This is a genomic window from Paenibacillus sp. EKM301P, from assembly GCF_011800295.1.
Lineage (GTDB): Bacteria > Bacillota > Bacilli > Paenibacillales > Paenibacillaceae > Paenibacillus > Paenibacillus polymyxa.
The window spans coordinates 31,195-43,973 of record NZ_JAALFM010000016.1; the positions used below are offsets into that span (position 1 = coordinate 31,195).

Annotated in this window: 12 protein-coding genes and 1 pseudogene; 7 read left to right on the plus strand and 6 right to left on the minus strand. The window is 45.8% G+C overall.

The window, feature by feature from the left end:
- Positions 1-7: 7 nt before the first annotated feature.
- Both HFD99_RS22675 and HFD99_RS22680 read right to left on the minus strand, forming a co-directional pair.
- Positions 8-829: a helix-turn-helix domain-containing protein gene (locus HFD99_RS22675; RefSeq protein ID WP_025364863.1), complete on the minus strand. Its 822-nt coding sequence runs from the start codon at positions 827-829 to the stop codon at positions 8-10.
- A gap of 129 nt (positions 830-958) precedes the next feature.
- Positions 959-1,617 (minus strand): annotated as a pseudogene (locus HFD99_RS22680) (LysR family transcriptional regulator).
- Between the two features lie 165 nt (positions 1,618-1,782).
- Between HFD99_RS22680 and HFD99_RS26130 the strand changes: the two are divergent.
- From HFD99_RS26130 to HFD99_RS22710, 6 genes are all read left to right on the plus strand, one after another.
- The gene (locus tag HFD99_RS26130) at positions 1,783-1,950 is read left to right on the plus strand and encodes a hypothetical protein (RefSeq protein WP_162835295.1); all 168 of its coding nucleotides are present in this window, start codon (positions 1,783-1,785) and stop codon (positions 1,948-1,950) included.
- Positions 1,951-2,019: 69 nt separating this feature from the next.
- On the plus strand, positions 2,020-2,556 hold the full coding sequence (locus HFD99_RS26135) for an oxidoreductase (RefSeq protein WP_167441011.1): 537 nt from the start codon (positions 2,020-2,022) through the stop codon (positions 2,554-2,556).
- A gap of 310 nt (positions 2,557-2,866) precedes the next feature.
- Complete coding sequence (locus HFD99_RS22695; protein ID WP_017426892.1) at positions 2,867-4,378, plus strand: aminotransferase-like domain-containing protein; 1,512 nt, start codon at positions 2,867-2,869, stop codon at positions 4,376-4,378.
- A 36-nt stretch (positions 4,379-4,414) separates the two neighbouring features.
- Positions 4,415-5,344 (plus strand): D-alanine--D-alanine ligase, encoded by a 930-nt coding sequence (locus HFD99_RS22700; protein ID WP_017426893.1) that lies wholly within the window; start codon positions 4,415-4,417, stop codon positions 5,342-5,344.
- Positions 5,345-5,481: 137 nt separating this feature from the next.
- Positions 5,482-6,036: a GNAT family N-acetyltransferase gene (locus HFD99_RS22705; protein ID WP_016818780.1), complete on the plus strand. Its 555-nt coding sequence runs from the start codon at positions 5,482-5,484 to the stop codon at positions 6,034-6,036.
- A gap of 37 nt (positions 6,037-6,073) precedes the next feature.
- Positions 6,074-6,685 (plus strand): DUF1349 domain-containing protein, encoded by a 612-nt coding sequence (locus HFD99_RS22710; protein ID WP_016818781.1) that lies wholly within the window; start codon positions 6,074-6,076, stop codon positions 6,683-6,685.
- 446 nt (positions 6,686-7,131) lie between these two features.
- Here HFD99_RS22710 and HFD99_RS22715 read toward each other — a convergent pair whose 3' ends face one another.
- The 4 genes from HFD99_RS22715 to HFD99_RS22730 all read right to left on the minus strand — a co-directional run bounded on the left by HFD99_RS22715 (position 7,132) and on the right by HFD99_RS22730 (position 11,674).
- Positions 7,132-7,860, minus strand: coding sequence for an HAD family hydrolase (locus HFD99_RS22715; protein WP_103042415.1), 729 nt, complete (start codon positions 7,858-7,860; stop codon positions 7,132-7,134).
- Between the two features lie 30 nt (positions 7,861-7,890).
- The gene (gene gutB1, locus HFD99_RS22720; RefSeq protein ID WP_019687253.1) at positions 7,891-8,940 is read right to left on the minus strand and encodes a 2-amino-2-deoxy-D-mannitol dehydrogenase GutB1; all 1,050 of its coding nucleotides are present in this window, start codon (positions 8,938-8,940) and stop codon (positions 7,891-7,893) included.
- A gap of 34 nt (positions 8,941-8,974) precedes the next feature.
- Positions 8,975-10,243: an aspartate aminotransferase family protein gene (locus HFD99_RS22725; protein ID WP_017426895.1), complete on the minus strand. Its 1,269-nt coding sequence runs from the start codon at positions 10,241-10,243 to the stop codon at positions 8,975-8,977.
- Between the two features lie 222 nt (positions 10,244-10,465).
- On the minus strand, positions 10,466-11,674 hold the full coding sequence (locus HFD99_RS22730; RefSeq protein ID WP_016818785.1) for an MFS transporter: 1,209 nt from the start codon (positions 11,672-11,674) through the stop codon (positions 10,466-10,468).
- Positions 11,675-11,981: 307 nt separating this feature from the next.
- Between HFD99_RS22730 and HFD99_RS22735 the strand changes: the two genes are divergently transcribed.
- On the plus strand, positions 11,982-12,743 hold the full coding sequence (locus HFD99_RS22735; protein ID WP_044787902.1) for an SDR family oxidoreductase: 762 nt from the start codon (positions 11,982-11,984) through the stop codon (positions 12,741-12,743).
- Positions 12,744-12,779 lie beyond the last annotated feature (36 nt).

The following is a 12,779-nucleotide window of genomic DNA, read 5'->3' on the forward strand; positions in this document are numbered from 1 at the left end:
GAACAAATCAGTCAAGGCTTGAAAGACCCATTAAGCTGTCTCTTTTAAGCCTTGCGCGAAAGTGTGATGGAGAAAGTCCCTTCACCTTTTTAAACATTTTGGAGAACAGCAGCGGGTCGCTATAGCCAACAGAATAGGAGACTTCCGTGATGGACAGCTGCGAATTGTCCAGCAGATCGCTTGCTTTGTCCATCCGGATGTTCAACAAGTATTGCTGAGGGGAAACATTAAGAATTTCCTTGAAAAGAACGGACAGATAGACACGATCAATGCCAACTATGTGTGCGACCTCGGAAATGGAAACTCTTTGGTTATAGTTCATTCGAATAAACTCGACCGCTTTACGGATGTAGGCGTCTTTGGGCCGTACCTCGGGCAGTAGTTGACTCGTAGCAACCAACATTTCGATCCAATCGGCAAGTAACCTGAACAAAATGCTCTGTCTTCGCAGTTCACTGGTGCTGTGGTTCACGTCGCAGGCGGAAAATTCCTCCAAATAAGAATCAAACCAAAACAACGGGGAGTACCTGAATACGGGATGAAGGGGAGAAATGTGCGCCTGCTCGAATAGAGGTATAACCCCGTTACCCGAAAAGGCTATCCAAGAATAAATCCAAGGATCAGTTTGGTCTGCCTCCATGTAACAAAGAATGTTATCGTATACGATAAATCCTTCGCCTTGCTGAAGATGAAAGGTCTTACCGTCAATCTGGTAAACGCCTCTACCCGCATGGATAAACATGATTTTGTATTGTCCTTTGATGCCGGGTCCCCATGAATAGCTGGGTTCACAAACTTGTTTGCCGTGATAACAGTAACAAATATCCATCTGGTTGCGTTCCTCCTAAAATAGTACATCATGATATATAAGACCCTGAAAGTCACTTGCGATATGTCAATATACAGAGAAGAACAATTTATAACTACAAAATACATATGATATCACCCTCACAGGAAACTAGCCCCATTTCTCCGCATGTCTTTTAATGAGCTTGATCATTTCCTTCATAGCAGGTGAGGGCCATTTATCTTTGTGATATGCCAAATATGTTGATATTGCAGGACAGTCTGGTCCAACCTCTTCACCCTGAAGCTTGTAATGTTCTAGTTCCTCTTTAACGGAGAAAAAAGGAACCATGGAGATGCCTAAACCGCTCTTAACACATTAGCTCCCCAGCCTTCTTTCTCCAAGGCGACAAGGAAATCAATCTCACCGGTCTGAACAGCATGAGAGACATCTTGATAATCCAAAGATTTCAGAGAAAGATTGACTTTGGGATACATTTGTCTATATTCAACAAGCAATGATGGAATACGGCAGATCATTAACGACTCTGAGATTCCTAATGTCAAGTTGCCGGTAGGTTCATCATTGGTCGTTAGTGCCTGAGTGTAGAGCTCAATGATCTTAAGTGCATAAGGGAGAAACTGATGACCGTGATGGGTTAGAACCACCTTCTTACCTAAGCGATCAAAGATGGGCTTGCCGACCTCAGATTCCAATTCCTTAATATGTGTCGTCACAGAAGACTGAGCGTAACCCAAGTGTTCAGTTGCTTTTTTAAATCCTCCTGTTTCGACAATGGTTTTTAATGTGATCAAATAACGAAGTTCCATACGTCCACGTCTTTCGTTAATAACAGTTCAATTTTGTTGAATTAATCGTTCGATAACATCAATTTTACCGATAAAATATACCGGTTTATAATGTACTTGTTCGATGATCATAAATCAAGTATTGAATGTGTTACGAATGAATCTAATGTTAGAGGTGGATGTGAATTGGGACAACTAAATACATTGTTTAAGAGCGTGCAGATAGGTAATAACGTGTTAATTAACTGTGTAGGCGTAGCTCCAATGACACGTATCAGTGCTACATCGGAAGGATTAGCCACTGATCAAATGGCAGCTTACTATGCCTCTTTCGCTCGTGGGGGCTTGGTCTAATCATAACAGAAGGAACATATACAGATGAATTGTATAGCCAGTGTTATTTTAATCAGTCTGGTTTAGTGAATGAGGAGCAAATCACATCTTGGAAAAAAAGTGGTGGATGCTGTTCATGCAGCAGGCTCATCTATTGTTGTGCAGCTTGAGCATGCAGGAGCCTTATCACAAGGAAATCGATTCAAGTCCCAAAATCTAGCTCCGTCAGAAGTGCTTCCAAAGGGTGAACCTCTAGCTTTTTATGGTGGTGCTGAATCGTTTTCTACTCCGATCGCTGCAACGAAAGAAGATATTGAGGAAGTCATCCGTGGATTTGTTGCTTCAGCCGTTCGTGCGAAGAGCGTAGGATTTGATGGCGTGGAGATCCATGGAGCAAATGGTTATTTGCTTGATCAGTTCCTTACGGACTATACGAATCGTCAAACAGATGAATACGGTGGATCCATTGAAAACCGGATACGACTCTTGGTTGAAGTGGCTACTGCAATTCGCCAAGCCGTTGGCCCCGATTTTACAGTAGGCATTCGAATTTCCCAGGCTAAGGTTAATGATTATCAGCATAAATGGTCAGGAAAAGAGGATGAGGCCGAAGTTATTTTCATGTAATTAGGGCAAGCAGGGTTAGACTATAGGGAAAGGGGCACTTGCAAATCATGATTGGATAAAGAAGGTTAGAAATGGTGGTCCGTTATCTGAGCTGGATCAAAATAAAGTTTTAAGACCGGATGCAACCATTAAGGATTTCGAGATTAGTCAAAAGATAATCTTTGGGTAAACAACCATCTGGGGGCACGGTTATGGTGCGGATGTGCTGGAATAAAATCGAAGGAACCATCGAAGGATGAAAAGTCCAGAGCGGTGGTTCTTTTTTTCTTTTGTTACCTGTGCCATCATTGTAGATGGAGGGCGATGAACCATGTTCCAAGATTTTAAGCTTGTTGGTGACCGTCCGGTCGCGATACAAGTAAAAGAATATATTAAACGTTTAATTATAAAAGGGACGTTTCATAAGGATCAGAAGCTACCCTCCACACGAGAAATGAGCAGTGTGCTCAAGGTGAGTCGCAATACAGTTATTGCAGCCTATGAAGGTCTGGAGGACGATGGATTTACGTATACGATACCGAGTAGAGGCAGCTATGTGGCCGCTATGGTGGGCCGTTTGGCTGTGGATAACGGAGGGTCTGACGCCTCCTTCGCCTGGCAGATTAATTGGAAGACAAGAATGAGCAAGTACGCTGTATCGGCTGCAGAGCTTGATATGATGAAGCAGGGCATTCGCACCCCAAAAGGAACCATCTCGTTTACAAGCATCGCACCGGATGAGCAGCTGTTTGATCTGGGAGATGTAAGGCGAGCCTTTATGGATCGGATGGCAATCGAAGGGCAGGTGCTGCTCAACTACGGCTATGCCAAGGGTTACAAACCACTGATCGATTACCTGATGGGATATATGGAGAATAAGGGCGTCGATATAAGCGGCAAGGATATACTGATTACAAGCGGGTTTACAGAAGGCTTTGACATTGTGTTGTCGGCACTCCGCCCTTCAGCGCGCCGCGGTACGGTAATTTGTGAAAATCCAACCCATCACACAGCGATCAAAAATTTAAAACTACAAGGTTTTGAGATTACCGGTATTCCAATGGAGCGGGATGGTATTAATGTAGATCAGCTTGAAGCGGTATTGCAGAAGCAGACAAATAGCTTCGATCTCGCTTATTTGACTCCTTCCTATCACAATCCTACAGGCATTGTCATGTCGCCAGCAAAGCGAAGCGCTGTAATGAATTTAATGATGCGCTATCAGATTCCGGTGATTGAGGATGGTTTTAATGAGGAGCTGCGCTATTCAGGAGCTCATATTGCGCCATTAATAGCAACAGCAGGGCGAGGGAACGGAGTAATCTATATAGGCAGCTTCTCCAAGGTGCTGTTCCCTGGCTTGCGAGTAGGCTGGGTGCTTGGAGATCGAGCGCTGATTGACACTCTGGAAAGCATTAAGCGGGCGCGCACCATTCATACCTCAACGATCGACCAATCGATATTATATCAATATCTGCTCAATGGAAATTTTGAGAAATATGTAAAAAGAGCACGTATGGAGTATAAGCGCAAATACGAGCTTACAAAGGCATGCTGTGAAACCCATCTCTCTGAGGCGCAACTATCTGGCGATGGGGGCTTACATGTGTTTCTTACCTTTCCGTCAGGCGTAAATACGCGCCAGTTGCTTGAAGTATGCATAAATCAAGGGGTTATATATACACCTGGAGACAAGTTTTTTATACAAGAAGGTGAAGGGACGAATACTTTGCGGCTTGGTTTTTCCCGAGTAACCGATGAACAGATCGAGCGGGGGATTCAGATCATAGGCCAACAGGTGCGTAACTTTCATAAGGCATGTGGTCATAAGAACAACCTGTAATTGCACTATGATTTTTCAAGAAAATGGGGGGTCATGATGAAGATAGGCGTTATTATGGGAGGGACTTCCACTGAGCGTGAGGTTTCGCTGCAGACAGGTCAAGAGATGCTGAATCATTTGGACCGCAGCCGCTATGAAGTGGTTCCAATTGCGATTGATCAGCCAGCGGATTTAATCGCACAGGTTCAGCACGCAGGCATCGATTTTGCACTGTTGGCGCTGCATGGCCAATATGGAGAAGACGGCACGGTGCAGGGAGCGCTGGAGACACTAGGCATTCCCTATACAGGGAGCGGTGTTCTGGCAAGCAGCCTGTGCATGAATAAGCAGCTGTCCAAGATGCTGCTGAAGTCGGCAGGGGTGCATACGCCTGCAGGTCTCTGCTGGCAGGGAAGGGACGATTATGATCAGCAAGCGGTAGAGCAGTTGGGTTACCCCGTTATTGTGAAGCCGAATATGGGAGGATCCAGCATCGGCATCCAGCTTGTGCATAATGAGATGGAGCTTCACTCGGCTATTCAGGAGGCTTGCGGTTTGGATCAGACGCTTTTAGTTGAGCCTTTTATTCAAGGAACGGAGCTTACCTGCTCAATTGTGGATGGCGAGGTATTACCAATCATCGGAATTCGCTCCGCTCATTCTGAATGGTTTGACTATAAAGCGAAATATGAGATCGGCGGCGCTGAGGAGAAGGTAATCCAGCTTCCTCCCGTTATCGAGCAGCGTGTGCGCGAGACGGCACTTGTCAGCTATCGGCTGCTGCAGTGCAAGGTGTATGCAAGGGTCGATATGATTTTGTGTCAGGATGTACCTTATGTACTGGAGGTAAACACCTTACCCGGAATGACTGCTAACAGCCTGCTTCCGAAGAGTGCAGCTGCAGCAGGCATAACCTTTACGCAGCTGCTGGACCGTATTATTACTAGCTCACTTTATGAACGGAATCGGGAATGGGAGAAGGTTTAATATGTTTGATGGATTATACAGAAAATGGCGAAACTTTGTTATAATGGTTAGAACGGAACAGCGTTAAACTGATGTAGATTTGAAGAATGTGCAGTATTAATGCAATTTGATTTTGCTTCAAGATGGGGGAGGTGAAAATGGATATTTTAATCAGAGAACTGAAGGCTGAGGACGGTGAGCGTGGTACTAACATTGATGGTAGCTTTATCGTGGATTCTACCTTTGTCTTGCAATTAACGGGACAGCAAATCGAATATACGGTGAAGGAGAGGCCTATTAGCAAAAAAAGCTACGATGATGATCAGCTTGAGGAAGATACAGTTGAGGATTATTCGAACTATATCAGCAATCCCGATCAAATCATATATTTAGCGCTCGTAAATAATCAAGTTGTAGGTCAAATTGTTCTGAAAAGAAATTGGAACAAATATGCATATGTGGAAGATATCAAAGTCGACAAGCAATATAGAAGCCTCGGTATCGGTAAGAAACTAATCGAACAGGCTAAACGCTGGGCGAAAGATGGCGGAATGCCAGGGATCATGCTGGAGACACAAAGCAATAATGTTCGCGCATGTAAATTCTATGAAAGCTGCGGTTTTGTGATCGGTGGATTCGACTCCTACGTCTACAAAGGTCTAAATAGAGAAAGTGACGAGATCGCGATCTATTGGTATCTAATGTTTGCTTAGAACGACACACCTTTATTGAACAAGGGAGGACAAAAAGATGACTAAAAAGAGAATGGAATGGGAGGAAGGGAATTGGATCAATTCACCTCTATATGCCCGGAAAGAAGGAGATTTTCTTAAGGTTGCGCCTGAAAAGGGAAGAGACTTCTGGAAAAAGACTTTATATGGTTTTGAATTTGAGGATGGGTCCGCTCTATTATCGGATTGGAATCATAACACGGCGGTGGAAGTGTCGTTTCAACTCGCATCATTTACGGAGCTTTACGATCAGGCAGGTATTTTGTTATACCATGGCCCGGAGCAATGGATTAAAGCGGGGATAGAAATCAATGACGGCATTCCTCAGCTTTCCACAGTCGTAACCGCTGGATATTCTGACTGGTCGCTTGCGGCTGTGCCAGAGTGGGTCGGTGAAGAAGTCACCCTGCGCGCTTCCATCATCAAGGATGCTGTAATTATTCGCGCAAGGACGGAGCAGCACGGATGGCGAACGATACGTGTGGCGCGTTTTCCCTACACCACCGGAAATCAGGCCGGTCCTTATACCTGTTCGCCAACCCGAGAGGGTTTTGAGGTTACCTTTACTCGCTGGAACTTTACAGAGCGGGATCAAGACCTTCACAGTGATCCTCCAGTAGAACATCATTGAAAAACGACTGCACAACTGAGCACAGCAATATGAGATACTATAAACTAGCTTATATGCACATAAAGTAATGATTAAGAGCAAGCGTCTTATAATAAAATGGTTTTTAATGGACCCAAAAGGGAAGAGGTGTATTTGGGTGTGAAAGCCGGGACTGATGAGGATGGCCAAAGCGGAAAACTGCTACTTGACACATAAAATACATACTATAAAAATTCCGATTATGGCATTCCTAAGTTCAGTTTTTTCCGTAACAAAATGGGGTTAAAAAATATTTGATGTAAAGCATACCCCATAGAGTACACACAGGGTAGGTTAACATACTCAACTGTGTACTCTATGGGGCATATTTATATATGTCCTCATCCATTTTAAAGGTTATGCGGTTTAATATATTTATAGAGGAGATATGCCTTCCAGCATCTTACGGTCCTTCTCTTGGCAGGCAACTATTCCCCGAATGGCAAGTTCTCTTTAAGCGCCCACAGGTCATCATAGTTGAAAATACGGTGATCTGCCTTGGATAAATCCTGCTGGCCCGAGCCTGGGTTGTGTAAACCAATGCAGCGCATACCCGCACTCTTGGCCGCATGAACACCATTTCGTGAATCCTCAATAACAATACAATGGGCCGGGGCTATACCTAGCAGTTCGGCGGCATATAGGAAGATGTCCGGAGCCGGCTTACCCTGGGATACTTCTTCTCCGGTGATTCGAATATCAAAGTAACGGCCCAGTCCCGTTTTTTCCATAATGAGATCAATCAACGACCGTGGAGAGGAAGAGGCTACTGCAACCGGAATTCCTTTTTCCTGTAGCCAGTCCAGCCACCGTTCCAGTCCGTTGATCGCCACCAGGCCCTCGTGTGCTGTTATGGTCTGCATCACATTTTTTCGGTGATAGGCAAGCGCCTCTTCCAATGTATGAGTGAGTTGATGCCTGTCCAGCACTTGACGCCACATGGATTCGAGTGTCACTCCGACATAGGTATGGTGCTCTTCTTCCGTCATGGGTGCACCGAAATGGGCAAAGGAGCTGCGTTCAACTTCAAAATAAATCGGTTCGCTGTCTACCAACACCCCGTCCATGTCGAAGATGACCGCTTTGACCGGAACGGACGCTGATAGGTCTCCTGTGTATTCATTATTCGTCGGTGTAACATGATGGATGCTCGTCATGTCCATTCTCCCCCTTGTTAGTAGCTAAATTTAGTTGCCGGAGCCATTCGATTGCAGCACAATCTTGATCGCCTGCGACGAAGGCTGAAGTGTCCGCTCGCTGATATTGCATCCAAGCGTCTTGAAGGCTTCATGGTAGTCGTCCAGCGGATACGAGTGGGTAATGATTTTTTTGGCGGGAATGATTTGCTGCTCAATCAGGTAATGTGCCGTGGAGAACGTGCCCAGAGAATCAATGGAGCCGATGATTTTAAGGCTACGGTCAACTACCTCTTTCGGATTAAACGAGCTTATCCCATCTCTCAGCCCCACCAGCATCAAATACCCGCCGCTCGCAAGCTGGCTTAGTACCTCAGTGCCGACCACTCCTGTGGTGTCCACAATCATGTCCACCTGATTTTTTAACGGAGCCAGCTTATGAATGGCCGATTCCAGTGTGGCGTGCGCGGACCACCGTTCGGGGGCAATAGAATCCGCTATGGCGAGCCGTTCCTCCGAGATGTCAACAAGGCAACCAGTTACGCCTTTCGAAGCAAGAGCATAGCTGTACAGAATCCCGATCGGACCCGCACCTATAATAACGGTTGTGAAGTTAGGCAGCAGGTTAATCTGGTTGATTCCGGTCAGCATACAGCTCAGCGGTTCGGTCAGCGTCGCTTCTTCGTAGCTGATATGGTCCTTCAGCTTGTACAAAAAACGGTCCTCAGTCACATAATAATCGGTGAACGTACCGTCGGCGCTGACTCCGGTCTCTGTTACGGATTTGTGTGTGCAATGATTCTGTCTTCCTGTCCGGCACATTTCGCATTGCCCGCAGTAGTATGTTGGATCAATTACCACCCGGTCTCCAGGCTGTAGTGAACTGACGGCTGATCCTACAGCGATCACATCCCCCGCTGATTCGTGGCCCAAGATCGTGGACGGCACGGCATGATATTTGCCACTAATGATGCCTAGATCCGTACCGCATACGCCTGTCGCCCGAATCCGGACGAGTACATCGTTATCTTTTTTAATCTCCGGGATAGGTCTTTCCTCAAGTGCGACATCCCAAGCTGATTTGTATACCAGTGCAAGCATGAATAATTCCTCCTTTGGCCTATTGGGCAGATCGTTAGTGAAGGGTAGCAAGAACGGTGTCAAGCCGTTTAACAATTTCGACAATCTCATCTTCTGTAGCCGTGAGGGAAGGTCTCACTTTGACCACGTTGCCATAACCGTAACGGGAACCTCTGAGGATTAATTGCTGTTCCTCAAATGCACGATCGATAATTCCATTGCTTTTCACTGCATCCGGGCTATCGTCCTCGTCTACAATTTCCAGTCCCCACATCAGTCCGACGCCACGAGCCTCACCAATGCAATCATGCTTGTCAGCTATCTCGGTCAGCAGGGATCCGAGCAGGTTTCCTTTGGACCGGACGGCTTCCAGAAAACCGGGCTCGCTTACAACCTCCAGCGTGGATTTGGCTGCCGTGACCGAGATCAGATTGCTGCCCGAGGTAAAGGAATGCTCGTGCTTCTCCAGGACATCGAGACGAGACTGCATCAAGACCGCCGCAACCGGGACACCAATGCCGCCCAGACCCTTAGCAAGAGTAATAATATCCGGTTGGATGTCAAACAGCTCACTTGCGAACATGTAGCCTGTCCGCCCAATCCCAGTCTGCACTTCGTCAGCAATCAGAATCATCCCATGCTCATCGCATAACTGACGGAGACGCTTGAAATATCCTGCAGGCGGGATGATATTACCTCCGTTGCCCAGAATGGGTTCAATAATCATGCAGGCCACAGAGCCTGAGCTTGCATATTCAATGGCGTCCGATATGGCTTCAATACAGTGATGACCACACTTGTCTGGTGAAGAATTAAAGGGACAACGATAGCAGTAGGGGGCAGGCACATGCAGAGAATATGCCGCAGTTGAATTGGGAAAATTCTTGCGGCGAAAGGCATTACCGGAAATGCCTGTTGCGAACTGGGTCTGTCCATGATGTGACAGATGCAGGCTGATGATATCAGTTGCTCCGGTATATTTCTGGGCCAGTTTCACAGCACATTCATTCGCCGTGGAGCCGGTAATATCTCTCATCCACCCGGCATCGATGCCGTTCGGGGCATATTGGATTAGATGGTCTAGGACTTCTTCAACGTAAGGCTCGGTAAAGGATGAAGACATGTGGGCAAGATTGGCGACTTGCTCCTGTACTTTGGAGACGACATGAGGGTGATTATAACCGAGCGACAGATTGAAGGTGCCAGATACGCCATCCAAATACTCCTTACCTGAATCGTCAATCAAAGTAATGCCTTTTCCGTATCTGAAACGTTCTTTGGTCAAGGTATGCACGATATTTCCCCTCCATATCAGAATATACATTTCATTAAGTCATCCTTAAAAAGAGTAACGCCCAATCAGCATAACGAGGCTGAACTCACCTCCCCAAAATAAGAAAATCACCTTCCTTGTCCTAATGGACAAAGAAGCCACAATTTGACTGTTCCTGCGATTTCACAGATATGAGAGATAACCGCAGCAACAGAATCTGCCCGAAAAGCAAAAACGCGATAGGCCTCACCTCCCCTAAGGACTAAAACAATATCATCCTTCCTTGCCCTGATGGACAAGGGAGTCAATTACTCGGCTGCCCCGATTATTCCACAGATGTGTGAGAATAAGTGCCAGCAGCAAAATCAAAGTAAATCCTCCTAAGATCCAGAGGCTAGCTGTCACTGGCCATTCGCTCATGCTCCAGCCTATTACGTATTGAAGCACTGAGCCGCCAATTCCGCCTGACGCAATCAGAATACTGGTCGTCCGCTCCGTCATTCCCGGAATCAGTACGTTGGCGTAGACAAGTGCGATACAGAAGAGTCCAGACATGAATATCCCTGCACCAAAAATTAGAAGGTATGTAGCCCATTGGCTGGATATAAACACCATAGCGACTAAGAAACAGAAAGTTCCAATTGCACTCCATAGCAGATAAGGAATATATCCTGCTGATTCTGCAATCCTTCCTGAGAACATACGACCAATGATCATTGCAATCCAAAGCACGCTGACACCTAGCGAGGCAACAGATCCCTGAAGTTGTAGCGTTTCGGTCAGAATAGAAGGTAGGAAGTTCATGAGTCCAAGTTCAAGACCCATATAAACAAAGAAGAAAATAATGAAGATTCCTAGCAATACACGATGCTGTCCTGAGTAACGGGCTTGTTCAACTGAACGCTCAGTAGTGCGGATGTCTGCTTGAGTGAGGTGAGTGGAGGCGGAAACAGGCATGGTAAGCCAAAATAGCAATAGGATAAAAGTGAGAAAGGAGATGGTGTAAAAGGTTAGATTCCAAATTCCAAACCAGATATACAGGCTAACGATCGCAGGCATAAGCAGTGCACCAAGTGCAAAATAGACATCCAGCTTGGACATCGCTACGGCTTTTTGCTCCTCCGTAAACTCAATGGTGAACGCTCCGATGGATGATTCAATAATGCCTGAGCCGAAGCCAATCCATATGGCCATTACAATGACCCAATTCCAAGAGGGAAGTAGGCCCAAGATAGTACATGAGACGACAATACTCCCCAAGGCAATAGCAAGCATGGACTTGCGGCCCATATGTAGAGCCATGAAGGGAGTGAGCAGAACACCGACAAGAAAGCCAAAAAACTGCAAGAACAGCAGTAATCCACCATCGCTGTACCCCCGTCCATAGTGAGGCAGTAAAGTCGGCAGTAATGTCCCAAGCACCACGCTGGTGACGCCGATTAATAGATAGAAAGCACAACTTAAAGCGAAAAGTCTCTTCAAGGCCTGTCCCTCCATAAGGTCATATTTTTTTATATGAGCATTGTTTTTACTAGAATATACCATTACTCTGGAAAAGTATATATATAATTCCACAGAAATTGTAAAAATAAATCGATAAACTCTTAATAATATGCATCCTGCTCCTTATCAACGTGATACACATCAGTTTTATCTTACAGGGGGACTATCAGGGTTATGGTATGAAAGATAGATTATTCGCCTGTACTTTCGTACAATTGACTTTGATTTAGAAGTTGATCCATACTTCAAATGAACGGTTGACTAAAAAACATTGGAGGGATCTTTCATGCGTTTGGGAGGAAAAGTTGCGGTCGTTACAGGCTCAGCATCAGGAATGGGGAAAGCGATTGCAGAATTATTTGCAAAAGAAGGGGCAAGTGTTGTTCTTTCAGACCTGAACATTGAAGGAGCAGAAGCGGTTGCAGCAGGAATTAAATCAGCTGGAGGAAACGCCATTGCAATAAAAACCAATGTTGCTGATTTGAATGATATACATGCTTTGATCGATACAGCTGTTAATGAATTCGGAACTCTCGACATTTTGGTTAACAATGCGGGCGTTATGGATAACATGGCGCCAGTAGGGGATGTGGACGACGAGAAATGGGATTTGATATTCGATATTAATACAAAAAGCGTTATGCGTGCGATTCGCAAAGTCATCCCGATCTTCCTGGATAAAGGAAATGGAGTAATTATAAATACGGCATCCACGGGTGGCTTCAGTGGTGCGCATGCAGGCGCTGCCTATACCGCCTCAAAGCATGCGGTAGTCGGTATTACGAAAAACACGGGATTTATGTATGCTCAAAAAGGCATCCGATGCAATGCCATTGCGCCAGGTGCAACAGCTACCAACATTACTTCAACGATTCATAACTTGAATGAGTTTGGCGCATCTCGAACGAAGGTCACGCAAGGCGTAATTCCTCGTGTAGGGCAGGCTGAAGAAATCGCGAAAATAGCCCTTTTCTTGGCTTCAGACGAGTCGAGCTTTGTGAATGGGGCAGTTATTGCTGCTGATGCGGGTTGGACGGCAGGATTCTAATCAAAGTTGTGGCCCGGTTCTACTGTTGACAACAAG